Origin of the sequence: Bacillus sp. SIMBA_074 (genome assembly GCF_046534555.1) — a bacterium.
In the GTDB taxonomy this organism is placed as follows: Bacteria; Bacillota; Bacilli; order Bacillales; family Bacillaceae_G; genus Bacillus_A; species Bacillus_A mycoides.
Map to the genome: position 1 here is coordinate 174,999 of NZ_JAWRYM010000002.1, position 24,796 is coordinate 199,794.

A 24,796-nucleotide genomic window follows, 5' to 3' on the forward strand; every position below is an offset into this window, starting at 1 on the left:
GCATGATTTACACAAGCTACAGTATTTTTTTGACATACTCATTTTCCACATTTTGTAACTAATAAACAGCGATTGGCCCATAAGGACCTTTGATAATTTCAATTTTCGTTTCAAAAATATCTGTTAAAATTGTTGGGTCCATAACCTCTTCTACTGTTCCAAAAGCAGCAATTTGTCCATCCTTCATAGCACAAATTTTATCCGAATATTTGGCTGCAAAATTTATGTCATGCATAACAGTCAAAATTGTTCTTCCAAATTCATTAGCTGCACGTCTCAAATGCTCCATCATTTGAACAGAACGAGCAACATCAAGGTTGTTCAGAGGCTCGTCCAAAAGTACATATTCAGTCTCTTGGCACAATACCATCGCTACATATGCCCTTTGTCTTTGACCACCAGAAAGCTCATCTAAATATCTATTCTCTAAATTAGTTAAATCTAGGAAATCGATATATTTAGAAATAATAGCTTCATCCTCTTTAGTTAATCTTCCCTTTGAATAAGGAAAGCGCCCAAATCCAACTAATTGTCTAACAGTAAGCCTAGTTACAAAATGATTCTCTTGTCGCAATATAGTCAAAACTTTTGCTAAGTCTTTTGATTTGGATTCAGAAACATCCATATTTGCTACCTGAATTTGGCCTTCATCCATATCTAAAAGTCTTCCAATCATCAATAGTGTCGTTGACTTTCCAGCGCCATTTGGTCCAATTAAAGAAGTAAAGCCCGCTTTTGGTATTTCAATATCCAAAGGTCCTATTTTCACCTTATCAGTATAGAACTTTTTAACATTATCAATTTTTATCATAAAGCCCTCTTCCTTAAAACTATAGTTAAGAATATTATTCCACCAAATAATTCAATAATAACTGAAACTACACCTTGAGCATGGAATACATGATACATTAAAAAGTATGCACTCGTCATTATCAAAAATCCTATAGCAAAAGCCATTGGAAAAATATATCTATGATCATAAGTTGAAGCCGCCTGATAACTCAAAGTTGCTACTAAAAAGCCGTAGAAAGTAAGTGGCCCAATTAGAGCTGTTGAAATGGACATTAAAATAGCTACTAATACAAGCGTATAAATTACACTAGGTTGATATTTAACCCCGAAAGAAGTAGCAACATCCTTTCCTAGTGACAAAACATTCAAATTCTTAGAGTGAGCCAAAATTAATACTGCTACAATTATGACCATGGGAATTACAATAGGAAAATATGCAGGATCTGCATGATTAACAGAACCAAACAATCTTGCTTGTAAAATATCAAATTCTGAAGGTGCAAGTAGTTTTCTCATGAAAGTTGACACAGAATTTAGCCCGGTACCAATAATAATTCCAACTAAAAGCATAAGTTGTAAATTCCCGTATTTACCGGAAAGTAACCATCCATAAAGTATCAAACTCATGAAGACCATAACAACAACTTGGAATAAAAATGATCCAATTCCATTAAAATTGATCAATGCACTAGCACCAAAGAAGAATATTGTACTCGTTTGAATTGCTGAATAAAGTGATTCGAAACCTAAAAGCGAAGGAGTAATAATTTTATTATTCGTAATAGATTGGAAAGCAACTGTCGACAAGCTATGGCAAACTGCAGCAATAATCATTGCAACAATAGCTACTATCCTTCTCTTAACAACTGGGATAAAAGAAGGTGAGTCTATCGGAACTGGATTGTTATAAACTAAAAGTCCATATGAAGAAAGGAGACCTAAAGCAATCAATGTGATCAGTAAAATCCAATAACGTCTTGCTTCCTTCTTAGAACGAAAAGCACTAGCTGATCTACTTTTATTATGAAGGCTAGAATCGATTTCGACATTTTCTTTATTTCTATATTCTAATGTGATCATCGTAGCCTCCTTGGTTTTCTTTGTCTCAATAAAATAGTAATAAACACGACTGCTCCCACTGTTGCAAGTATTAAAGAAACAGGTACTTCAAAAGGCTTTATAATTGTTCGAGAAATGATGTCACAGGCAGTTATTGTCCCCATTCCGATCACACATACCCAAGGTAAATTACTCCTAAGATCATCACCTCTAAACATTGAAACAATGTTTGGAACAATTAATCCCAAGAAAGGTAAGTTTCCAATAACAGCTGCAACAATTCCAACTGCAACAGAGATAAGGCCAGTCCCAAAAAGAACAATTCTATTGTAATTAACTCCAAGGCTTGTTGCGACATCTTCTCCTAGTCCAGCTAAAGTCAGTCTATTAGCATACATAAAAATAAGCAAAGTAATGATAACAATCAGCCATAAATATTCATATCTTCCCACCTGAATGTTAGCAAATGAACCTACAAACCAAGTTTCAATACTTTGCGTCATTTGAAAAAGGAGTCCTAGAAAAGTAGATACTGCAGAAACAACTGCCCCAAGCATCAATCCAATAATCGGGACAATTAAAGACGAACGAAGTTTAACTCTTCTTAAAAATAGAAAGAAAATCATAGTTCCTATAAAAGAAAAAATGATTGCACCAGTCATTCTTTGAACTAAAGTCGGGGCAGGAAATAATAAATATACAAAAAGGAGGCCTAAGCCTGACCATTCAATAGTCCCCGTTGTAGTAGGTTCAACAAAGCGATTCTGTGTAATGAGTTGCATTACGAGCCCTGCCATCGCCATTGCAGCGCCAGTAAGCATTAATGCAACTGTTCTCGGAACACGAGTTATGAAAAACATCTCCATTCCGTCCTCTTGTCCACGTATATCATAAACTCCAGTAAACAGTGATATAATCCCTAAAATTATAACAACTATAATCGCTATTATAAAAGGTTTTGTCCATAATTTATTGTGATTATAAAACTGGGGTTGAGAAATATTCTCAACCCTAGAAATTATATTTTTTGACACTGTTTCGTACTCCTTTACACTACTTAGCTAAAGTTTTTGCAATATTTCCAAATAACTCTATATAAGTCTCAATTGATTCATTTGTGTAAGTATCTTCTGGTGCATAAATAACCTGTTTTTTAGAAACAGCAGTTGTGTTTTGAAGAGCAGGTGATTTAGAAATAACATCCTTAGCAGGAGATGAAGTAGCTGCATCAGATGTTGCAGCATCACGATCTAATACGAAAAGCCAATCAGGATTTGTTTGTGCAATAGCTTCAACAGAAACGTCATCACCTTTATGACCTGCAGTAGAATTAGACACTTCTAGTGCTGGAGTCCAACCGAAAATCTCATACATTGGTCCCCAAACGCGACCAGAGTGAGGAGCAGCAAAACCAATATTCCCACCAGTAACGATAACACTCATAACTTTATCTTTTCCATTATAAGCAGATTTTACATTTTCAATAGATTTATCAAAATCAGCTACTAATTGTTTAGCTTCTTTATCTTTATCAAAGATTTTTCCTAAAGAAATTGTAGAATCTTTAAGTCCTTTTACTAAGTTTTCTCCAGGCTTAGTAGCTTTCTCAGAAACATCAACATTAAGATCAATAACAGCTGCATTTGGTACTAATTTTTTGATCTCTTCGTAATGGCCAGCAAATCTTTGACCAACGATTACAAGGTCAGGGTTTGCCGCTGCAATAATTTCAAGATTTGGTTCGCGGTGATTTCCAATATTTTGAACTTTACTATCCTTTACATATGCTGAATCTGCAGGCATTACATCCTTTGGAGCAGCCGCTAATTTAATTCCCCAATCAGCTAAAGTTTCAAAAGTTCTATTATCTAAAGCAACTACATTTTTTGGATTTACAGGGACTTTAACAGTTCCATGTGCATCAGTGATTTCAACCGTTTTTGGCTTATCACTACTATCACCTTTATTAGCTTTCGAAGTTTCCTTACTTGAATCTGAACAAGCTACTAACATTAAAGTGAAAATTGCTAGAATACTTACTAATTTTAAAAGCATAGTTTTTTTCATACGTATACTCCTTATAATGTAATTTAGTTCGAAAATGATACCGTCCATAGATTAAATTAGATAGTAACTTTTACGCATCTAAATTGCTATTGATAATCATTTTCATTTGAATATCCTGTTAATAAGTATAGTCATTAATTATGTGAAAATCTTGTGAATGATGTGAGTTAATAAAATTAAACATACATTAGATACAGTCTCATCTAATGCGCACCAGAGTCATCCCCCACACGTACTAATCAATAGATTGGGCACCTTATAAACCATGATTTCTACTGCAAAAAAATGCCCATTAATAGCTAATATTTTCATAATCCATTGCCTGGTAGCAATCTTCTTTTTATAGTTTCCGTCTTTTAATATTTCACAGAAACTATTTGATTATCAGGTTTAATAGAAAAAAACGAGTAAAACTGTATGAAATAGTTTTACTCGTTTTTGCTATTATGACAAACTGTACTTTACCTATTATCTTATTTTTATCATTCAACCATTGAATAGCCTCTGCCATGTATCGTTTGAATATATCTATCTTTCTTCTCGCACTTTAACTTTTTTCTTACATACCCAATATATAAGTCTACTACATTTGGATTGACTACTACGTTATATCCCCAAACCTGATTCAAAAGCATTTCACGACTCAATATTGTATTTTTATTCTTAATTAAAAATACAAGTAAATCGTACTCGCGCTTAGTAAGCGTGAGATTTTTACCACCTTTTTTCACAATATGGCTAGATGCATCAACAAAGAGATCTTTAAACTGAAAAAAGTTTGTCTCATTTTGCTGGATACAGTCACTTCTCCTTAAAATAGCTTGAACCCTTGCTACTAATTCTTCTTTCACAAATGGTTTTCTAATATAATCATCTGCTCCTGCTTGTAGCCCTGCTATGCAATCCTTGCTAGAAATATTGTCGGTCACAATAATTATCGGTGTCGTTTTAACAAGTCGTATTTGTCTACAAATTTCTGGCCCCGATATACTTAACGAATCCCAATCCAATATGATAATATCCCAATCTTGTTCATATACTATATTTAAACCTTGGTTTTCATTGTGAAGTTTTAAAATGAAATAGCCCTCTTGCGTTAGACCGCTTACGATTTTCTTTGCAAAAGACCGCTCATTCTTAATTACTAACACCTGCTTCACCGATGGTTCACCTCTACTTCAATATAACTTAGTTGGATAAAAAGTTATCCCCCAAAAATAATTTAAGATCTATAAATATTAAATCCCTAAAAAAGCCGTTATAACGGCTTATTAGGAGAACTCTATATAATCTTACAATAGATATGGATGAAAACACAAAATATATGAAGATTTAAATAAATATTTTTTAATCATTAAGGGGCAGCTATAGTATCTACCTGCTTATCATCAATAACTATTTCTTCATTTTCTGTTTCAGGGGTACCATCCCACCCCCATCACCTTAAGCATTTTATAAAACCACAAAACAAAAAAACTGTATTCTTTCTATTTTTCTACTTATAAATACTTGTGTAGAAGTGATTTTGTTGTTGTTTATTTTAGATAAAATTGTGATCGTTAGGGGATAACACACACAAGGTGTATTGAGAATGTAATTGAAAGAACCGAAGAATTAGATACATTCTGTTTTTGGAACCATAACTCTGCCGCAAACAAAAAGAACCATAACCCCGCCAATCTGGCAAAGTTATGGTTCATATCATACAAAATAAAAAAACCACCAAATATGTATTGGTGGAGACGGTGGGAGTCGAACCCACGTCCAAAAATATCGGCACTTAAGCTTCTACGAGTGTAGTCGATATATTAGCATTTCGCGAACTCTTCGGCCTATCGACAGGCTTCCAAGTTGCTAGTCTGATTGTTCTCTTCCTTCGCCCTCAGACGGCGAACTCCGGCGTAGTCCACTTAGTTTGAGTCCCTTACCCTACCACATGGACGATGGAGGGAGGAACCTTTAGTGCAATTAAGCAGCTAAAGAAAGATTGTTTTGTTTGCCAATTATAGGCTTTGACGTTTTAACGAGGCCGATCCCCTCGACTCGCAACCTAAGCTCGAACTATCCCTGTCGAATCCGTAACGTCCCCATGATAAAAATGGAGCATACGAAGAAATATCGTGATAGCTACTAAGAGCTGTTTTTCAATGTGCAACAATCTTACATAAGTTATTATATCATACGCGCGCCGTTTTACAAATGTAAATATCTGTATTACATCTTTTGACGATCACGGAACACGCGTGCAATTTCACGTTTAGCTTCTTTCTCTTTTAAATCGTGACGCTTATCATATTGCTTCTTACCTTTTGCTAAACCAAGTGCCATTTTCGCAAATCCATTTTTCAAATAGATTCTAACTGGAACTAATGCATATCCTGTTTCTTTTGCGTAACCTGCTAGCTTATCAATTTCTTTTTTATGAAGAAGTAACTTCCTTGTACGTAGCGGATCGTGATTGAAACGATTCCCTTGTTCATATGTATTAATATGCATATTATGAACCCATACTTCACCGTTATGTATACGTGCAAACGCGTCTTTCAAGTTCACGCGTCCAGCGCGAATCGACTTAATTTCCGTTCCTTGAAGGACAAGCCCTGCTTCGTATGTTTCTTCGATGAAATAATCATGAAATGCTTTTTTATTTTGCGCAATAACCTTACCTGTACCTTTTGGCATATAACGTCCCTCCTCTATTTTTACCATTGTAACAAATGTAAACAAAAAGCGAAAGTGGCTCGCTCAGAATGTAAGGTGGATGGAGCTTCTGACCTTGAGGCGCTCTTTGCCTCCTGGGAAGAAGCGAAGCCGCCAAACATTCTAGCCACTGTAGCTGGATTCCACAAAAAGCGAAAGTGGCTCGCTCAGAATGTAAGATGGATGGAGCTTCTGACCTTGAGGCGCTCTTTGCCTCCTGGGAAGAAGCGAAGCCGCCAAACATTCTAGCCACTGTAGCTGGATTCCACAAAAAGCGAAAGTGGCTCGCTCAGAATGTAAGATGGATGGAGCTTCTGACCTTGAGGCGCTCTTTGCCTCCTGGGAAGAAGCGAAGCCACCAAACATTCTAGCCACTGTAGCTGGATTCCACAAAAAGCGAAAGTGGCTCGCTCAGAATGTAAGATGGATGGAGCTTCTGACCTTGAGGCGCTCTTTGCCTCCTGGGAAGAAGCGAAGCCACCAAACATTCTAGCCACTGTAGCTGGATTCCACAAAAAGCGAAAGTGGCTCGCTCAGAATGTAAGGCGAAGCCACTCTTTTCTTACTTGCGCTTTTTCTTTTTCTTCTTGAATCCTGGTACATTTTCAAAGAATCCTTTTTTCTTCTTACCATTACTATTACTATTACCATCTTTTTTCCCTGGCTGACTAGCGGATGTGGATGCAGATGCAGATGCTTTTCCTTTTCCTTGTCCACCACGATCAAACTTTCTTCCTGTGCCGCGTTCACCACCGCGCTCATTACTACGTTCGCTACGTCCACCGCGTTTCTTTCTTCCTGTTCTTGGCTGTTCAATCACAACTGGACGATCTTTGAACTTACGACGAGGTGTGCCTTTCATGCCAACGATTTCAAAGTCGATTGCACGCTCGTCTTTATTTACGTTAATAACACGAATTGTAATTTCGTCACCGATGCGGAATACGTTACCTGTACGTTCTCCGATCATCGCAAAATGTTTTTCGTCATAACGGTAGTAATCATCTGTTAAATAGCTAACGTGTACAAGACCTTCAATTGTATTTGGAAGCTCTACGAATAAACCGAAGTTTGTTACAGAGCTAATCATACCGTCATACTCTTCACCGATCTTATCGACCATATACTCTGCTTTTTTCATTTCGTCTGTTTCACGCTCTGCTTCAACAGCACGGCGTTCCATATTAGAAGAGTGCTCTGCAATCTCAGGTAAGTTTTCACGCCATTTCGCTTGCGTTTCGTTGTCTACTTTACCATTAATGATGTATTCACGAATCAATCTATGAACAATCGTATCTGGGTAACGACGAATTGGCGATGTGAAATGCGTGTAGAACTCAGTTGATAAACCAAAATGTCCTAAGCTGTTCGAATCGTAACGTGCTTGCTTCATAGAACGAAGCATAACTGTTGAAATGACTATTTCTTCCGGCTGACCTTGAACCATTTCAAGAATTTGCTGCAATGCACGAGGGTGTATTTCATTCGCACGTCCCTTTACTGCATATCCGAAGTTTGTTACAAACTCGAAGAAACGCTCAAGCTTATCTTCTTTCGGATCTTCATGGACACGGTACATAAACGGTACGTTCATCCAGTGGAAATGCTCCGCTACTGTTTCGTTCGCAACAAGCATAAACTCTTCAATTAACTTCTCTGATACAGAACGATCACGCATTACAACATCAGTCGGTTTTCCTTCTTCATCTACTAGTACTTTCGCTTCTTTAAAGTCAAAGTCAATCGCACCACGGCGCATACGTTTTTCACGTAAAATTTGTGCTAACTGCCCCATTTCTTTAAACATTGGTACTAGCGGCTCGTAACGTTCAATTAGTGCTTCGTCTTCATCTTCTAAAATGCTTCTTACGTCAGCATACGTCATACGCTCTGTCGTTTTAATTACACTTTGGAAAATCTCGTGTTTTACAACATCACCTAGATTGTTGATTTCCATTTCACAAGATAGTGTCAGACGGTCTACTTTCGGATTTAATGAACAAATACCGTTTGATAAACGATGCGGAATCATCGGAATTACACGATCTACAAGATATACACTCGTCGCTCTCTCTGCTGCTTCAACATCAATTGGAGAACCTTCTTGAACGTAATGACTTACATCCGCAATATGAACGCCAAGCTTATAGTTACCGTTCTCAAGCTTCGTTACTGTAACAGCGTCATCTAAGTCTTTCGCATCCGCACCATCAATTGTAACAATCATTTGATCACGTAAATCACGACGATCTTTTATATCTTCTTCTGAAATCGTTTCTGGTACACTGTTTGCATGCTCCATCACTTCTTCAGGGAATGCTAAAGGTAAATGATGTTTATGAATGACAGATAAAATATCTACTCCTGGGTCATTTTTATGACCTAGAATTTGAATAACTTCACCTTCTGCGCTTAAACGGTTCTCTGGGTAGCCCGTAATTTTCACAACTACTTTATGGCCTTCTACAGCGCCCATAGATGCACTTTTCAAGATGAAAATATCACTTGTCCAGCGTTTATTATCAGGTATAACAAATCCAAAGTTCTTTGACTCTGTATATGTACCAACTAGTTCCTTCGTTCCACGCTCTAAAATACGAACAATCGCGCCTTCTTGGCGTGATCCACTTGATTGTGCGCTAACACGTGCTAATACTGTATCACCATGAAGTGCACCATTTAATTCTGTCGGCGGGATGAAAAGATCATCATCTCCTGTTTTCTTCTCCTCTGGAACGACGAACGCAAAACCACGTGCGTGCCCAATTAATTTACCGCGTACTAAATTCATTTTTTCTGGAAGACCGTAGCGGTTACTACGTGTGCGGATAACAAGCCCCTTCTCTTCCATCATTACAAGTGCCTTTACGAAATCTTTAAAGCCCTCAGAGCCTTCGATTCCAAATGCCGATTCTAATTCTTGTATCGTTAACGGTTTATACGCTTCTTCCCTCATAAATAATAACAACTTATCAATATGTTCTTGCATGATTTCTTCCAAGCAGAAATACCTCCTTTAAACCCTTATATTATTTAGTGTATCCGAAAGATGGGGGATGTATAAAGTGAAACTTTCATCATCTCCCAATGATTTTTTACAGTTTTCACAAAAAATTCCTTATGAAAAAAAGAGGCAACTAGACCTTACCAATCTAGTTGCTCCAAGAAGTTATATACATCCTCATGTAGCACATCACGTTCTTTATCAAGTGTAATGACATGCGTAGAGTCTTCATACCATTTAATGTCTTTTAACGTAGATTCTACACCGTTATAAATAATGTTAGCACTATCTGTATTAATCATCTCATCATGGCGTGCTTGTACAACGAATGTTGGAGCATAAATCATATCAACATTATTGCGTACGTCACGAATCAACTCTTGTAATGCTTTTAATGTATTCATCGGTGTCTGTTTAAATTCAAACATTTCCTGCTCAATACGTTCTGGTGATTTTTGCTCACGCTTTTTATATTCGCGGGCATATGCCAATATACCTTGGTACATAATTTCTTCACTTTTAATGTACATCGGTGCACACATTGGTACAACACCTAAAATCGGTAATGTATAAGCAAGTTTTAATGAGAATACTCCGCCTAATGATAATCCAACCGCAGCTATTTTCTCGTAGCCTTGATCTTTTAAATGCTGATAGGCATTCATTACATCTTTCCACCAGTCTTCAGGACCTGTATGAACAAGCTCTTCTGGTGGTACGCCGTGTCCTTTATAAATTGGCGCATGACAAGTATAGCCTTTCTTCTCTAAGAAACGCCCTAGCATGCGTACATCAGCTGAGTTCCCTGTGAATCCATGCAATAATAAAACAGCGCGGTCTCCACCTTCAAATGTAAATGGTTTTGGAGATGCTAATTTCATCATGTACTTCTCCTCTTTCTCTTCTGTAATCTAGTCGTATTCTTTCTATTCTTAGTGTACCATATTTATAATTCTATAATCTAATTAGAAACTTTTTTCGAATAACAAATTAAAAAAAGAAGAACCATTAGCACAAATCAGCTAACGCTTCTTCTTTTTAATTCTATAAATTTAAGTACGTAACACCAATTGTTAGTACGAAGAATAATACAGCTAAGACAACTGTAACACGGTTTAATACCGCTTCAATTCCACGTGCTTTTTGCTTACCAAACAATTGCTCTGCACCACCTGAAATAGCGCCTGAAAGGCCTGAGCTATTACTAGACTGCATAAGTACCATAACAATCATTAAAATCGATACAACAATAAGTAAAACTGATAATAACGTATGCACTTGGCGTACCTCCTACAAAGATTCAGTTAGTTTAAATGTTAGCATAAATCCTATAGAAAAGCGAGAGCTATAGAGTCACTCCCGCTTTTCTTCTATTACATAAACATCATTGCAAATAAAGGTCCGAGCAAACATGTCAAAATTGCTGTCAATGTCATTGTTACCGATCCAATAACACCTTCATGCTCGTTATTTTTCATCGCTCTCATAACACCCATAATATGAGAAGCACATCCAAATCCGATTCCTTTACCAACCGAGTTTGTAACGCGGCTCCATTTTAATAAAATTGGTCCCGTAATCGTTCCAGTAATACCTGCGATAACGACGAAGGCTGCTGTTAAGGACGGGACACCGCCAACTTGTTCAGATACACTCATCGCAACTGGCATTGTCACTGACTTTGGTAAAGAAGATAAAATTAAACTTTTATCTGTTCCCATAAGTGAGGCGATAGCAAAATCACTTGCAATAGCAACTGTTGTACCTACTAGTACACCACCAGCAATTGGTACAACATATTTTTGCAGAACATGACGTTGTTTATAAAGCGGGATTGCAAATGCTACTACACCTGGTCCAAGTAGCTTCGCAATCCAACCTCCACCACTTTCCATATAATTTTGATATGGTATATCAAGCACTATAAATAAGAAAGCCATTAATCCTGTCGCTACAAGCATTGGAATGGTAAATGGTGTTGGAAATAATTTATAGATTTTTTTAGATAATTGATATAATAGCACCGTGAAAAGAACCCAACCGATTCCGATTAATATTTGGCTCATTGTGTCTCTTTTTCCTCTCTATTCGCAAGATATTGTCCTGTATGTCCTGCGACAATAATAATTAAAAACGTACTCGCTACAACTGTAATGAAAAGAGAAATTCCTTTAGTCATAAAAAAAGCACCGTAATTCATTAGGCCAAGCGTTGGCGGAATTAATAAAAACGGCATAATAGCAACGAGTGTTTCTGCTCCTAAATCAAACCATTTCACTGGAAGTACTTTTAGGCTAAGTAAAACAAGTAGGAAGAACATCCCAATCAAACTACCTGGAATCGGAATATTTAACATTTCTTGCACCCAATTTCCAACCATATAAAATACATAAAGAGCAGCAATTTGGACAAGAATCTTTGTAAGTTTCATGTTCATCATCCCTCATGTTTATACGATCTTCTGTTAATATCCTTATCATAGTATAAATTGTAAAAACCTGCAATTTATCAAATCGACAACGAAAACCCACTATATTATACGCTTACACCCTTGATATGACTGCGTTTCCTAATGTGATTTACGTCAAAAACCTTGACCTAATATATAAAGTTTATATTTTCTGAATTTTATTGGTTATTATTTTAATAAAACAAAATTCTTCACTCCATTTTTATTCTGCCTTCTCTCTAGCACACATATATATATAAAGATAGGTGGTGAACGCATGTCTAAAAAAATTCTCATTTTTTGTGATCCTGGAATCGACGATGCGATAGCCCTCCTCCTCGCATTCTTTATCGATGAAATTGAAATTGTTGGGATTGTCGCTGATTACGGCAATGTTCCAAAAGAAATGGCCGTACAAAATGCTCATTTTCTTAAACAAAAATCAAGAAATAGAGATATGAAAATATTTGGTGGTTCAGACCGTCCTCTCAATGGAGGTCCACCCGCTTTTTTTACTAATATTCACGGTAAAGAAGGGTTAGGGCCAATCATCCAAAATGAAAAGTTACAAAACGGAGAAATGGAGAATTTTTTTGAAGTTATCCCTCTTATCGAGCGGTATAAAGACGAACTAATCATTGTAAGTTTAGGGCGACTCACTTCCCTAGCTGCTTTATTTATTTTATGTAAAAACTTAATGCAGCAAATTAAATCTTATTATGTAATGGGTGGTTCCTTTCTGCACCCAGGTAATGTAACTCCCGTATCAGAAGCGAATTTTTATGGCGATCCAATCGCGGCTAACATTGTATTACAATCTGCATCCAACATGTACATATACCCTTTAAATGTAACTCAGTATTCCATCGTTACACCTGATATGGCTGAATATATTGAGGCGAAAGGAAAGGCTTCTCTCGTCAAACCTCTATTCGATCATTACTACTATGGATATTACGAAAAAATTTTACCACAATTAAAAGGCTGCCCTTTTCATGACACGATACCGATATTAGCTTTACTTGATAATTCTATGTTTACCTACTACAAATCACCAATTACCGTCATGACCGAATCTTACGCTCAAGGAGCAAGCATCGGTGATTTCCGCTCTTTAGTAGGATCAAGCCCATTCACCAATCGGCCCTCGCAGCAAATTGCTATCGATTTTGATTATAATCTCTTCTTTAAATACTTCATGTCACTTATGACAGACGAACAATTTTAACAAAAAAAACAGACCGTGATTTCTCACGGTCTGTCGTTATTTTCTACAATTATCGTTTGATATTGTAGAAAGATTGTAAACCAGCGTAAACAGCGATTTCGCCTAGCTCGTCTTCGATACGTAATAATTGGTTGTACTTAGCAATACGGTCAGTACGGCTCATAGAACCAGTTTTGATTTGGCCAGCGTTAGTTGCAACTGCGATGTCAGCGATTGTAGCATCTTCAGTTTCACCAGAACGGTGAGATACAACTGCTGTGTAACCAGCACGTTTAGCCATTTCGATTGCTTCGAAAGTCTCAGTTAAAGTACCGATTTGGTTAACTTTAATTAAGATTGAGTTAGAGATACCTTTTTCGATACCTTCAGCAAGTTTTTGAGTGTTAGTTACGAATAAATCGTCACCAACTAATTGTACTTTATCACCGATACGCTCAGTTAATAATTTGTGACCATCCCAGTCGTTTTCGTCTAAACCATCTTCAATAGAGATGATTGGGAAGTCTTTGCAAAGCTCTTCGTAGAAATCAACCATTTCTGCAGAAGTTAAGCCAGTACGGCCTTCGCCTGCAAGGTCATATTTACCAGTTTCTTTGTTGTAGAACTCAGAAGAAGCAACGTCCATTCCTAAGAATACGTTCTCGCCAGCTTTGTAACCAGCTTTTTCGATAGCTTCGATGATTACTTCTAATGCTTCACGGTTAGAACCAAGGTTTGGAGCGAATCCACCTTCGTCACCTACTGCAGTGTTAAGACCTTTATCATGTAATACAGCTTTAAGTGCATGGAATACTTCAGCACCCATACGGATTGATTCTTTGAATGTTGGAGCACCAACTGGTAAGATCATGAACTCTTGGAAGTCAACGTTGTTATCAGCGTGAGAACCACCGTTGATGATGTTCATCATTGGAGTTGGTAATTGTTTTGCATTGAATCCACCAAGGTAACGGTATAATGGAAGACCTACGAAGTCAGCTGCTGCGTGAGCTACTGCCATAGATACACCAAGGATAGCGTTAGCACCTAGTTTACCTTTGTTTGGAGTGCCATCTAATTCGATCATAGCACGGTCGATACCAGCTTGGTCAGTTACGTCGAAACCAACGATTTCTGGAGCGATTGCTTCGTTAACGTTGTTTACTGCGTTAAGAACACCTTTACCAAGGTAACGAGATTTGTCACCGTCACGTAATTCTACTGCTTCGTGCTCACCAGTAGATGCACCACTTGGTACGATAGCGCGTCCGAATGCGCCGCTTTCTGTGTAAACTTCTACTTCTACAGTTGGGTTACCACGAGAGTCAAGGACTTCGCGAGCATAAACATCAATAATTGTTGACATAATAAATTCTCTCCTTTTTATATAAGCAAATTATTTAATAATTGTTTTACCTGTCATTTCTTTCGGTTGTTCCACATTTAAAAGTGTAAGCATTGTTGGGGCGATATCTCCTAAAATACCACCTTCACGAAGCTCTACATCATTTTTTGTAACGATGAAAGGAACCGGGTTAGTTGTATGAGCTGTCATTGGTCCACCTTCAGCAGTTAACTCCTGATCGGCATTACCATGGTCAGCAGTAATAAGTGCTACACCATCTTTTGCAAGAATCGCTTCTACAACTTTTCCTAAACATTCGTCAGTTGCTTCTACTGCTTTAATTGTTGGTTCCATCATCCCAGAATGGCCAACCATATCACAGTTTGCAAAGTTGAGAATGATAACATCATGTTTATCATTTTCGATGTCATTTACTAAAGCGTCCGTTACTTCATAAATGCTCATTTCAGGTTTCAAGTCATACGTTGCAACCTTCGGTGAGTTAATTAAAATACGCTCTTCTCCTGGGAATTCAGCCTCACGACCACCGCTAAAGAAGAATGTAACGTGCGGATACTTTTCAGTTTCCGCGATGCGAAGTTGCTTTAATCCCGCTTGCGCAACAACTTCACCTAATGTGTTATCAAGGTTCATTGGCTTGAATGCCACGTAACCATCTACAGTTTCACTGAAATGTGTCATACAAACGAATTCAGGAATGTGAGGTACTTTTTCACCACGATCGAACTCACGGAAGTCTTCGTTTGTAAATACACGAGCAATTTGAATTGCACGGTCTGGACGGAAGTTATAGAAGATAACTGCATCATCATTATTGATTGTTGCAACTGGCGTGTCATCTTCGTTAACAATTACAGACGGCAATACGAATTCATCATGAATACCATTTGCATAAGAGTCTTCTACACACTCTTCTGCTGATTTATAAGTAGGGCCTTCACCATTCACCATAGCACGGTAACATTTTTCTACGCGATCCCAGCGCTTGTCACGGTCCATGGAGTAATAACGACCAGAGATAGTCGCGAATTGTCCTACTCCTGTTTCTTTAATTACTTCATTTGTTGCATCGATATAACCTTTTGCTGTTTGTGGTCCAACATCGCGGCCATCTAAGAATGCATGGATATATACTTTCTCCACGCCTTCTTTTGCTGCTAAGCGAAGAAGAGCAAACATATGGTTCATGTGACTGTGCACACCACCATCAGAGAGTAAACCGAATAAATGAAGAGCAGTACCTTTTTCTTTCACGCTTTTAATTGCATTTTGGAAAGTTTCGTTCTGATCGAACTCACCTTCACGAATTGCAACGTTTACGCGTGTTAAGCTTTGATATACGATGCGGCCAGCACCGATATTTAAGTGACCAACCTCTGAGTTACCCATTTGACCTGCTGGAAGACCTACTTCCTCACCAGAAGCTGTAAGCGTTGTGTGAGGGAATTTGTTCCAGTAACCATCAAAATTAGGTTTCTTAGCTTGTGCTACAGCATTCCCGTAAGTTTCTTCACGTAGTCCGAAACCATCAAGAATGATTAAAGCTGTTGGCTTTCTCATTTTACCGCCCCCAGAAGACCTAAGAACGAAGCAGGCTCTAAGCTAGCACCGCCAACTAAAGCGCCGTCGATGTCAGATTGTGCCATATACTCTTTAATGTTTTCTGGTTTTACGCTACCGCCGTATTGAATACGAACAGCTTCTGCAGCTTCTGGAGAAACAGCTTCTGCAACAACTTTACGGATGTGCGCACATACTTCATTTGCATCTGCAGAAGAAGAAGATTTACCTGTACCGATAGCCCAGATTGGCTCATAAGCGATAACAGTTACTTTAACTTGCTCTTCTGTTAAACCTGCAAGTGCTTTTGTTACTTGACCTGCTACTAGATCAAATGTTTTTCCGCTTTCGCGCTCTTCTAAAGTCTCACCACAACAAACGATTGGTGTTAAACCATGTTCAAATGCTGCAAGAGTCTTTTTATTTACTGACTCGTCTGTTTCAGCAAACATTTCACGACGCTCAGAGTGGCCAAGTACTACGTAGCCTACTTTTAAGTCGCTAAGTGCTACTGGGCTAATTTCGCCAGTGAATGCACCATTTTTTTCGAAGTGCATGTTTTGTGCACCTACTTGTAAGTCAGTTCCTTCAGCCTTTGCTACTAAGCGCTCTAAGAATAGAGCTGGCGAACAAACTACTGCATCAACAGCTGAAGCTGCTGGGATTTGACCTTTAACTTCCTCTACGAAGCTAACTGCTTCAGATAGAGTTTTATTCATTTTCCAGTTACCTGCGATAATTGGTTTACGCATGCTTTGCACCGTCCTTTTTCTTTGGCTGCTACTTATTTGTCGTTAAGACAAACTACACCTGGAAGTTCTTTACCTTCCATGAATTCTAATGACGCACCGCCGCCAGTAGAAATGTGGCTCATTTTATCAGCCATACCGAATTTTTCAACAGCTGCTGCAGAGTCACCACCGCCGATAACAGAGTATGTATCTTCTGCATCTGCTAATGCTTGCCCTACTGCTTTTGTACCTTCTGCGAATGGAGTCATTTCGAATACACCCATTGGTCCATTCCATACAACAAGCTTAGAGTTTTTAATTACATCTGCATAAATTTCACGTGTTTTAGGACCGATGTCCACGCCTTCCCATGTAGAAGGGATAGAGTCGATACCAACGATTTGAGTTGTTGCAGTTTCAGAGAATTCCTCTGTGATTACAACATCAACTGGCATATAGAAGTTTACGCCTTTTTCTTTTGCAAGTTGCATAAATTCTTTAGCTAGTTCAATTTTGTCGTTTTCACATAGAGATAGACCAATTTCATGACCTAATGCTTTAACGAATGTGTAAGCAAGTCCGCCACCGATGATTAAGTTATCTACTTTGTCTAATAGATGACGAATTACACCGATTTTATCTTTTACTTTCGCACCACCGATGATAGCTGTGAATGGACGTTCTGGGTTAGAAAGTGCTTTACCTAATACATCTAACTCTTTTTCCATTAATAAACCAGATACTGCTGGTAGGTAGTCTGCGATTCCTGCTGTAGAAGCGTGAGCACGGTGAGCTGCACCGAATGCATCGTTTACGAAGATATCAGCAAGAGCTGCAAATTCTTTCGCAAGTTCTGCATCGTTCTTTTCTTCGCCCGCATAGAAACGTACGTTTTCAAGAACTAATACGTCGCCTTCGTTCATTGCTGCAACCATTTCTTGTGCAACTGGTCCGAATGCTTCGTCCGCTTTTTTAACATCTTTACCAAGAAGCTCGCCTAAACGTGCTGCTACTGGCGTAAGACGTAATTCTTCTACTGCTTGACCTTTTGGACGGCCTAAATGACTTGCTAAAATTACTTTCGCACCTTGCTCTATTAAATATTGAATTGTAGGAAGAGCTGCACGGATACGAGTTTCATCTGTAATTTTGCCTTCTTTCATAGGTACGTTGAAATCAACGCGGCAAAATACACGCTTACCTTTTAAATCTACGTCACGAATTGATTTTTTGTTCATTGGATTTCCCTCCGACTACTAGTTAGGATTGACAAAACCCATTCAAAAGCTTAACACATTTGCTTCTAAAACGAAAGAAGAGAGAGAGGGAACAAACCCTCTCCCTCGTTTTGTCATTGATTGCTTATATACTTAAGAATTAAAGACCTTTAGAAGTCATGTATGCAGCTAGGTCTACTACGCGGTTAGAGTAACCAGTTTCGTTATCGTACCAAGAAAGTACTTTAACCATGTTACCTTCCATTACCATTGTAGATAATGCATCGATTGTAGAAGAAGCTGTACATCCGTTATAGTCGATAGATACTAATGGCTCTTCGCTGTATCCAAGGATACCTTTTAATTCGCCTTCAGAAGCTGCTTTGAATGCTGCGTTTACATCTTCAACTGTTACTTCTTTGTCAAGTTCAACAACTAAGTCAACAAGAGAAACGTTAGCAGTTGGAACACGTACAGCGCCGCCGTTTAATTTACCTTTAAGTTCTGGTAATACTAATGCTACAGCTTTAGCAGCACCAGTAGATGTTGGGATCATGTTTTCAGCTGCTGCACGAGCACGACGTAAATCTTTGTGTGGTAAGTCTAAGATTTGTTGGTCGTTAGTGTAAGAGTGAATTGTTGTCATCATTCCGCGTTTTACGCCGAATTTTTCGTTTAATACTTTAGCGAATGGAGCTAGACAGTTTGTAGTACAAGAAGCATTAGATACTACATTGTGGTTAGCTGCATCGTATTGTTCGTGGTTAACACCCATAACTACAGTGATATCTTCGTCAGAAGCTGGAGCTGAGATGATAACTTTCTTAACTGATCCACCTAAGTGTTTCTCAGCGTCTGATTTTTTAGTGAAACGGCCAGTAGATTCTACTACTACTTCTACTCCGTAGTCGCTCCATGGTAATTGAGCTGGGTCACGCTCAGCGATAACTTTAATTTCTTTACCGTTAACAACGATGCTGTTTTCGTTAGCAGATACTTCTGCATTTAAAGTTCCGTGAACTGTATCATATTTTAAAAGGTGAGCTAATGTTTTAGCATCTGTTAAGTCGTTGATTGCTACTACTTCTACCTCAGAGTTGTTAAGAGCTGCGCGGAATACGTTACGTCCGATACGTCCAAATCCATTAATACCAATTTTAGTCATTTAAATTTCCTCCTTGGGGGATTATATTAAAGGGTAATACCCTTTGTTAATTGTTTTGCTGCACCTTCATCTGTAATTAGAATTGAAGTGTGCCCTTGCTTTATTACAGCCTGTATTGCTTTTGCTTTTGAAGAACCTCCAGCGACTGCGACAACATGAGATACATGTTGTAAATCTTCAAGTTGCATACCAACTGTTCTTACTTTATGAACAACATTTCCTTGTTCATTAAAGTAGTAACCGAAAGCTTCGCCAACTGCTTCGCTTGCCTGAATCTTTAACCAATCTGCTTCTGAAGTATTTCTGCGACGTGCCATTGTTAACGCATCACCAATTCCATGAATGACGATATTGGAAGATCGAATCAACTCAAGAACTTCTTTCACGGAGGGCTCTGTTACAATAGACGCATATGCTTCGCTACTAACGTGATCTGGAACATACAATAAGCGATAATTACTCATCGTATTTTGTGCCATTTTGGCGCAAATAGTATTGGCTTCTAACTCGACACCTTCTCCAATTCCACCACGTGCTGGGACAAATAGCATATGTAAATCTTTGCAATCAAGTTGCATCATGTCCGCAGCAGCAGCTAGCGTAGTTCCTCCAGCCACAGCAACGATATTATTCACTGTCAGACGGTCTTTTATACAAGTCACACAAGCACGGCCCATCTCCAGTTTGACCCAAGGTGATTCATCACTATCACCAGGGACAACGAAAACTTCATCCAAGTCTAATGTTTCCTTAAGTTGTTTTTCTAAAACCTTTAACCCGGAAATTTCTTTCATAAAGTCTTCCAAAGCAAGAACTAAAGCTGTTCCTTCTTCTGTCAAAGTCATTCCAGAAGAAGCGACGTGAACTAAGTTTTGTTCTTTCAAAACTTGAACTTCACTTCGCAATACTCGTTCTGTCATACCGAGACTTGCAGATAAGTTTCTTCTTCCAATCGGCTGCATAAGCCTAATGTACTGAAGCACTTGCATTCTCGTTTGCATAACAGGTAGCAGATCAGGTAATAATTTTTTTGTGTTCTGAATCCATGAGCGCATATCTTTTCTCCTCACTACATCGGTTCATTTCCCTTCGTGGTCACTTTATGTCCCGTAGTGACATTTTGTGTCCCACTTAGGTTAAAAAAATAATCCCTGCTACGTGTATTATTGTAACAGGAGACAGAAACTTATTCAACTCTTAACTGCATTGTTTATATAGTTTATTATGACACCTTTGTGAATGTTACCATATTCTACTTGTCTTCCGCCTATTTCTACAACAGGAATCATTAGATGGTATTTCTCTAAAAGGTCATTATCTTCATATATATCTATTTCCTCAATTTGAAAAGAATATTCATATTGTACTTCTTTTAAAACTTGTTTCGCCTTCACGCAAAGACCACAATCTTTTTTTGTATATAGTACAACCTTCATCTTCTTCACCTATCCAATTGTTTTTCTTAGAGACGAAGCAGGAATATGCATTTGTTCTCTATACTTCGCAACCGTTCTTCGAGAAATAACGATTTCATGCTCTTCTTCTAATAATTTTGAAATCTTTTGATCCGAAAGTGGCTTTTTCTTATTTTCTGCTCCAACAAGCGTTTGAATGAATTGTTTCACACGCTTTGTAGAAACCGCCTCATCTTCCGTCGTAGAAATAGAATTACTAAAGAACGATTTCATCTCAAATAAACCGTACGGCGTTTGCACATATTTATTACGCGTTGCACGACTAATTGTAGACTCATGCACACCTAACTCTTCCGCCACCTCTTTTAAAGCAAGTGGTTTTAAATACTCTGGACCTCCCCAGAAGAAATCATGCTGTTTTTCCATAATAATATTCATCACTTGTAAGAGTGTTTGTTTTCTCTGTTTCAAACTGCGCATAATCCATTGCACATGCTGATACTTCTCCGATACGTAAGAAGCCACTTCACTTTCACTATTATTTAGTAACGCACTATACTCAGAGTGAATTTCAATTCTTGGCATATTTCTCTCATTCATCTGTAAAACGAGATGATCGCCATCTTTTTTTACCGCCATATCAGGCACAATATAAAGTGGTTTATCAGAAGAAAATGCAAGACCTGGTTTCGGCTGCAATGATGTAATACAGTTCACCGCATCCTGTAATTCCTCGTTGGTACACTTCAACACCTGAACGAGCTTTCGCCAATCTTTCTTAACGAAATAATTAAAATGATCATCTATAATTTCTTCCGCTAACCCATTTCTTCTTTGTAAGCGCTTCAATTGGATTGATAGACATTCCTGAATATTACGCGCACCTACCCCTGCTGGCTCTAACGATTGAACAAGCTCCACGGAACAGTCCACTACATCAATTGGCGCAGAAAGAAGCTCTGATAACTCTTCATTTGTTTCTTGTAAATAACCATTTCCATCCATGTTCATAATAATGAAAGAAGCTGCTTTTCGCTCTTCTTCATCTATTTTATAATACTGTAGTTGATTTAATAAATGTTGCTGAATCGTTGTAGAATCCACACTGTAGATTTCCATTTGATTCTCGACTTGTTTGCGGGTACTTTTACTTGTGTTAGAGCTCTTTTTCTTCTCCCTCTCAAAACCACCTAACTCAATAAGGGGATTCTCTAACGATTGCTCATACAAAAACTCCGATAATTCTTGTACATTATACTGGAGCATTGTAATCGCTTGCCTTAACTCTTGTGTCATTGCCAAACGTAAGCTTTGTTCTTGTAAAAGACTTGCCTTCAAACTAATCTCCCCCTTGTTTCTATTGTACAATAAGTTTGGTAAAAGGAGAATCCTATCGCAGACACCCATTCCAAAATATTATTAATTTATATGTATTAATGAGATTTACATCTTACAACCTAAATTTGAATAATATTGAAAGAAAATAATAAGCTTAATATTTTATTACCACATACTAATAGTAACCCTTAATTTTATATATAACAACATTAAATTTATCTCTGTTCAATTCCAAAATAAAAAGAGCAGTTTAGGTATAGTGACACTTCACTATGCCTAACTACTCTTTTATGATTCCTATTAAGTAAGAAACCTCTTATTTAAAGCTAAGGAACTTTGATTCCTAATTACATAGGAATCATAGAGATAATCGTTCGATTCACTAGACGCTCCTTGAATTCCTCTCATCTCTTCCACAGACAACTCAACTATTTTTTTCACGCTTCTCTCGCCACTACTATCCATCATTTTTTGTTTTCTTTTCGAAAAAAATCCCATTTTTTATTCCCCCCTACAATTAATTATTTTTTAACAATTGACTAAATTTAAGGCTCTTACCACTTCTTAATACACCTTTCGGATAGACCTTCGCTGCAAACATAGCAATTAAGCTGATGCTAGCCAGTAATACAACCATAGATGTAATAATTTCTAAACTCCCAACAGATCCATTAATAATCCTAACTACCATACTAATCGGGGCTGTAAATGGTACATATGATGTCACCCTTGATACTAGCCCCTCAGGATTATCAAGTACTACTAATAACTCCACCACTAAGCTTCCCATCAATATAAGGGTAATCGGCATCGTTGTTCCTGATAATTCTTCTGGCCTGCTGACCATGGAACCAAACACTGCGAAAAGCGCTGCATAAACGAAGTAACCGAGAACAAAATATAACAAGAAATATGCAGCGTGCTCACCTGTAATCATATTCACATCAATATTCACTCCAAAAAATGAATCCGATACCTTAAAAACTCCCGATTTAATATATAGCGCTATACTAAGGAAGAAAATAAATAACTGTGTCAAACTAGCAAGACCGACCCCTAAAATTTTTCCGAAAACCATATGGACAGGAGATACTTTTGTTACCATCACTTCCATAACACGTGAGGCTTTCTCTGACGCAACTGCTGTCGCGATAGCATTTCCATATGAAGTGATCGCTAAGTACATAATCGCTAAGTACATAATCGCTACTAATAAATATACTAGTAAAAATGAACTTGTTTCTTCGTTATTTAAGTTTTGCTTTTTCGCTTGCACGTTCATCGTAAGTGATTTCACAGCCTCTTCTGATAACTGTTGTTTAACTACTGTACTTTGGAAATACTGATTTTGTACAAATACCTGTGCACTTTGAATCAACTTAGGATTATCCAGCTTCATGAAATAATCTAATACTGGTTCAGCACCCGCACCCTCTTTTAATATAAAGAGCGCTTCGACTTTCTTATCTAACAAGTCTTGCTTATATTGATTTAATTTTGTTTTATCTCCCAAAGACCAATCCCATTCTGGAAAAGCTTTACTAAGATTAGATTGATCCACCGTAACATTAGGTGCTTCAGAAATAAATACAACCTTTTCTTTTTCTTTCTCTCCAGAAAACTTTTGTACTAGAGTTGGAAAAGAGAATAAAAATATCCCGCCTCCTATTAATAACAATGTCATCCCAATAAATATTTTCGTTCTCACACGATCCAAGTACGTTTGCCCTAAAACAATCCAGAAATTCCTCATTACTTATGCACCCGCCTTTTCAACAAAGATTTGATGTAAAGAAGGTTCTTTAATTGAAACATCTCGGATATATTGTTTAGTTTTAATATCTTCAAGCAGCGAAAATGCATCCTCTCCATCATTAACTTTAATCATGAACGTACGATTATTTTTTTCAAAATTGAAATTTTTTTCCTTGAGAATAGGTTCAATATCTCCTTCCGTTTGCAACGTCATATATTTGTATTGATAACTTTTCTTAATATCTGACAAAGCACCCGATAATACAAGTTGACCGTTTTTCATAATACAAATTTCCTCACAGAACGTTTCTGCACTGTCCATTTGATGACTACAAAAGATAATCGTTTTTCTTTGTGCGATTAACTCGAGCACAACATTTTTTAACATCTCTGCATTTATAGGATCCAATCCACTAAATGGCTCATCTAGTATGATGAATTCCGGATTATGCAATATCGCTGAAATCAATTGGATTTTTTGTTGATTTCCCTTTGACAATTCCTCTGTTTTCTTCTTTAAATGTGGTGTCATTTCTAATTTTTCTAGCCATTGTAACGCATGCCTTTTTGCAAGATTAGCTGGCATTCCTTCTAACCTTCCGAAATACACTAATTGCTCCACTACATTCATTTTCGGGTATAATCCACGCTCTTCTGGTAAATAGCCGATAGACAAGTCTTTCTTTGAAAAAGGGCGATTATTCCATAGAATTTGGCCGCTATCCGGTTTAATTAAATCTAAAATCATACGAATTGTTGTCGTCTTACCAGCACCATTCCGGCCCAGCATCCCTAAAATCCCGCCTTCTTCTACACGTATATTTAAATCGTTAACGGCTTTATATTCACCAAATGTTTTATTTAATCCTTGAATTTCAAATGCCATCCATAACAGCTCCTTTTAACTTTTTACGAAATAAATAACCGCCATTCCTAATACGATTCCGCCTACCATCAACAAAAACTTTTTC

Annotated in this window: 23 protein-coding genes and 1 other RNA gene; 1 reads left to right on the top strand and 23 read right to left on the bottom strand. The window is 37.7% G+C overall.

Annotated elements, in window-relative coordinates:
* Positions 1-58 precede the first annotated feature (58 nt).
* From SB773_RS03210 to SB773_RS03265, 12 genes are all read right to left on the bottom strand, one after another.
* The gene (locus tag SB773_RS03210) at positions 59-811 is read right to left on the bottom strand and encodes an iron ABC transporter ATP-binding protein (RefSeq protein ID WP_002089518.1); all 753 of its coding nucleotides are present in this window, start codon (positions 809-811) and stop codon (positions 59-61) included.
* Positions 808-1,872: an iron chelate uptake ABC transporter family permease subunit gene (locus SB773_RS03215; RefSeq protein WP_410588560.1), complete on the bottom strand. Its 1,065-nt coding sequence runs from the start codon at positions 1,870-1,872 to the stop codon at positions 808-810. Before SB773_RS03215 ends, SB773_RS03210 begins: the two co-directional genes overlap by 4 nt.
* Positions 1,869-2,885 carry an ABC transporter permease gene (locus tag SB773_RS03220; RefSeq protein ID WP_215576660.1) on the bottom strand — a complete coding sequence of 339 codons (1,017 nt, stop codon included), beginning with the start codon at positions 2,883-2,885 and terminating at the stop codon, positions 1,869-1,871. Before SB773_RS03220 ends, SB773_RS03215 begins: the two co-directional genes overlap by 4 nt.
* 19 nt (positions 2,886-2,904) lie before the next feature.
* The gene (locus SB773_RS03225) at positions 2,905-3,918 is read right to left on the bottom strand and encodes a siderophore ABC transporter substrate-binding protein (RefSeq protein WP_410588563.1); all 1,014 of its coding nucleotides are present in this window, start codon (positions 3,916-3,918) and stop codon (positions 2,905-2,907) included.
* Between the two features lie 482 nt (positions 3,919-4,400).
* Positions 4,401-5,078 (bottom strand): response regulator transcription factor, encoded by a 678-nt coding sequence (locus SB773_RS03230; RefSeq protein ID WP_131246545.1) that lies wholly within the window; start codon positions 5,076-5,078, stop codon positions 4,401-4,403.
* 574 nt (positions 5,079-5,652) lie between these two features.
* Positions 5,653-6,007, bottom strand: a transfer-messenger RNA (tmRNA) gene (gene ssrA, locus SB773_RS03235).
* Positions 6,008-6,132: 125 nt separating this feature from the next.
* A complete protein-coding gene (gene smpB / locus SB773_RS03240) occupies positions 6,133-6,600 on the bottom strand; it encodes an SsrA-binding protein (RefSeq protein WP_193652127.1) in 468 nt (155 codons plus the stop codon).
* Between the two features lie 580 nt (positions 6,601-7,180).
* A complete protein-coding gene (rnr, locus tag SB773_RS03245) occupies positions 7,181-9,607 on the bottom strand; it encodes a ribonuclease R (RefSeq protein ID WP_372421278.1) in 2,427 nt (808 codons plus the stop codon).
* Positions 9,608-9,762: 155 nt separating this feature from the next.
* Positions 9,763-10,503: an alpha/beta hydrolase gene (locus SB773_RS03250; protein WP_162836430.1), complete on the bottom strand. Its 741-nt coding sequence runs from the start codon at positions 10,501-10,503 to the stop codon at positions 9,763-9,765.
* Between the two features lie 163 nt (positions 10,504-10,666).
* Positions 10,667-10,900, bottom strand: coding sequence for a preprotein translocase subunit SecG (gene secG, locus SB773_RS03255; protein ID WP_002139173.1), 234 nt, complete (start codon positions 10,898-10,900; stop codon positions 10,667-10,669).
* A gap of 95 nt (positions 10,901-10,995) precedes the next feature.
* On the bottom strand, positions 10,996-11,688 hold the full coding sequence (locus tag SB773_RS03260; RefSeq protein ID WP_002174165.1) for an LrgB family protein: 693 nt from the start codon (positions 11,686-11,688) through the stop codon (positions 10,996-10,998).
* A complete protein-coding gene (locus SB773_RS03265; protein WP_201025589.1) occupies positions 11,685-12,062 on the bottom strand; it encodes a CidA/LrgA family holin-like protein in 378 nt (125 codons plus the stop codon). Before SB773_RS03265 ends, SB773_RS03260 begins: the two co-directional genes overlap by 4 nt.
* A gap of 286 nt (positions 12,063-12,348) precedes the next feature.
* Between SB773_RS03265 and SB773_RS03270 the strand changes: the two genes are divergently transcribed.
* Complete coding sequence (locus SB773_RS03270) at positions 12,349-13,299, top strand: nucleoside hydrolase (protein ID WP_410588567.1); 951 nt, start codon at positions 12,349-12,351, stop codon at positions 13,297-13,299.
* Between the two features lie 49 nt (positions 13,300-13,348).
* Here the strand turns inward: SB773_RS03270 and eno are convergent, their stop codons facing one another.
* From eno to SB773_RS03325, 11 genes are all read right to left on the bottom strand, one after another.
* Positions 13,349-14,644 carry a phosphopyruvate hydratase gene (gene eno, locus SB773_RS03275; protein ID WP_002034740.1) on the bottom strand — a complete coding sequence of 432 codons (1,296 nt, stop codon included), beginning with the start codon at positions 14,642-14,644 and terminating at the stop codon, positions 13,349-13,351.
* 30 nt (positions 14,645-14,674) lie between these two features.
* Entirely contained in the window at positions 14,675-16,204 is a 1,530-nt protein-coding gene (gpmI, locus tag SB773_RS03280; protein ID WP_002129880.1) for a 2,3-bisphosphoglycerate-independent phosphoglycerate mutase, read from the bottom strand.
* Positions 16,201-16,956 carry a triose-phosphate isomerase gene (gene tpiA / locus SB773_RS03285; protein ID WP_002016069.1) on the bottom strand — a complete coding sequence of 252 codons (756 nt, stop codon included), beginning with the start codon at positions 16,954-16,956 and terminating at the stop codon, positions 16,201-16,203. Before tpiA ends, gpmI begins: the two co-directional genes overlap by 4 nt.
* A gap of 32 nt (positions 16,957-16,988) precedes the next feature.
* The gene (locus tag SB773_RS03290; RefSeq protein ID WP_002016070.1) at positions 16,989-18,173 is read right to left on the bottom strand and encodes a phosphoglycerate kinase; all 1,185 of its coding nucleotides are present in this window, start codon (positions 18,171-18,173) and stop codon (positions 16,989-16,991) included.
* Positions 18,174-18,312: 139 nt separating this feature from the next.
* Positions 18,313-19,317 carry a type I glyceraldehyde-3-phosphate dehydrogenase gene (gap, locus tag SB773_RS03295; RefSeq protein WP_002016071.1) on the bottom strand — a complete coding sequence of 335 codons (1,005 nt, stop codon included), beginning with the start codon at positions 19,315-19,317 and terminating at the stop codon, positions 18,313-18,315.
* Positions 19,318-19,343: 26 nt separating this feature from the next.
* A complete protein-coding gene (gene cggR / locus SB773_RS03300) occupies positions 19,344-20,372 on the bottom strand; it encodes a gapA transcriptional regulator CggR (RefSeq protein WP_002089545.1) in 1,029 nt (342 codons plus the stop codon).
* Between the two features lie 135 nt (positions 20,373-20,507).
* Entirely contained in the window at positions 20,508-20,753 is a 246-nt protein-coding gene (locus tag SB773_RS03305) for a glutaredoxin family protein (RefSeq protein WP_002089547.1), read from the bottom strand.
* Positions 20,754-20,762: 9 nt separating this feature from the next.
* Entirely contained in the window at positions 20,763-22,070 is a 1,308-nt protein-coding gene (gene rpoN, locus SB773_RS03310) for an RNA polymerase factor sigma-54 (protein ID WP_002129881.1), read from the bottom strand.
* Positions 22,071-22,370: 300 nt separating this feature from the next.
* Positions 22,371-22,568: a hypothetical protein gene (locus tag SB773_RS03315; protein ID WP_201032090.1), complete on the bottom strand. Its 198-nt coding sequence runs from the start codon at positions 22,566-22,568 to the stop codon at positions 22,371-22,373.
* A 19-nt stretch (positions 22,569-22,587) separates the two neighbouring features.
* Positions 22,588-23,823: an ABC transporter permease gene (locus SB773_RS03320; RefSeq protein WP_410588572.1), complete on the bottom strand. Its 1,236-nt coding sequence runs from the start codon at positions 23,821-23,823 to the stop codon at positions 22,588-22,590.
* 3 nt (positions 23,824-23,826) lie between these two features.
* Positions 23,827-24,711, bottom strand: a complete 885-nt coding sequence (locus tag SB773_RS03325; RefSeq protein ID WP_410588574.1) for an ABC transporter ATP-binding protein — start codon at positions 24,709-24,711, stop codon at positions 23,827-23,829.
* Between the last annotated feature and the right edge of the window lie 85 nt (positions 24,712-24,796).

What these genes read in the sequence shown, in the direction of transcription:
- SB773_RS03210 (WP_002089518.1), bottom strand. Translation starts at nt 811, where the DNA reads ATGATAAAAATTGATAATGTTAAAAAGTTCTATACTGATAAGGTGAAA.
- SB773_RS03215 (WP_410588560.1), bottom strand. Translation starts at nt 1,872, where the DNA reads ATGATCACATTAGAATATAGAAATAAAGAAAATGTCGAAATCGATTCT.
- SB773_RS03225 (WP_410588563.1), bottom strand. Translation starts at nt 3,918, where the DNA reads ATGAAAAAAACTATGCTTTTAAAATTAGTAAGTATTCTAGCAATTTTC.
- smpB (WP_193652127.1), bottom strand. Translation starts at nt 6,600, where the DNA reads ATGCCAAAAGGTACAGGTAAGGTTATTGCGCAAAATAAAAAAGCATTT.
- rnr (WP_372421278.1), bottom strand. Translation starts at nt 9,607, where the DNA reads ATGCAAGAACATATTGATAAGTTGTTATTATTTATGAGGGAAGAAGCG.
- SB773_RS03250 (WP_162836430.1), bottom strand. Translation starts at nt 10,503, where the DNA reads ATGAAATTAGCATCTCCAAAACCATTTACATTTGAAGGTGGAGACCGC.
- SB773_RS03260 (WP_002174165.1), bottom strand. Translation starts at nt 11,688, where the DNA reads ATGAGCCAAATATTAATCGGAATCGGTTGGGTTCTTTTCACGGTGCTA.
- SB773_RS03265 (WP_201025589.1), bottom strand. Translation starts at nt 12,062, where the DNA reads ATGATGAACATGAAACTTACAAAGATTCTTGTCCAAATTGCTGCTCTT.
- SB773_RS03270 (WP_410588567.1), top strand. Translation starts at nt 12,349, where the DNA reads ATGTCTAAAAAAATTCTCATTTTTTGTGATCCTGGAATCGACGATGCG.
- eno (WP_002034740.1), bottom strand. Translation starts at nt 14,644, where the DNA reads ATGTCAACAATTATTGATGTTTATGCTCGCGAAGTCCTTGACTCTCGT.
- gpmI (WP_002129880.1), bottom strand. Translation starts at nt 16,204, where the DNA reads ATGAGAAAGCCAACAGCTTTAATCATTCTTGATGGTTTCGGACTACGT.
- tpiA (WP_002016069.1), bottom strand. Translation starts at nt 16,956, where the DNA reads ATGCGTAAACCAATTATCGCAGGTAACTGGAAAATGAATAAAACTCTA.
- SB773_RS03290 (WP_002016070.1), bottom strand. Translation starts at nt 18,173, where the DNA reads ATGAACAAAAAATCAATTCGTGACGTAGATTTAAAAGGTAAGCGTGTA.
- gap (WP_002016071.1), bottom strand. Translation starts at nt 19,317, where the DNA reads ATGACTAAAATTGGTATTAATGGATTTGGACGTATCGGACGTAACGTA.
- cggR (WP_002089545.1), bottom strand. Translation starts at nt 20,372, where the DNA reads ATGCGCTCATGGATTCAGAACACAAAAAAATTATTACCTGATCTGCTA.
- SB773_RS03305 (WP_002089547.1), bottom strand. Translation starts at nt 20,753, where the DNA reads ATGAAGGTTGTACTATATACAAAAAAAGATTGTGGTCTTTGCGTGAAG.
- SB773_RS03315 (WP_201032090.1), bottom strand. Translation starts at nt 22,568, where the DNA reads ATGGGATTTTTTTCGAAAAGAAAACAAAAAATGATGGATAGTAGTGGC.
- SB773_RS03320 (WP_410588572.1), bottom strand. Translation starts at nt 23,823, where the DNA reads ATGAGGAATTTCTGGATTGTTTTAGGGCAAACGTACTTGGATCGTGTG.
- SB773_RS03325 (WP_410588574.1), bottom strand. Translation starts at nt 24,711, where the DNA reads ATGGCATTTGAAATTCAAGGATTAAATAAAACATTTGGTGAATATAAA.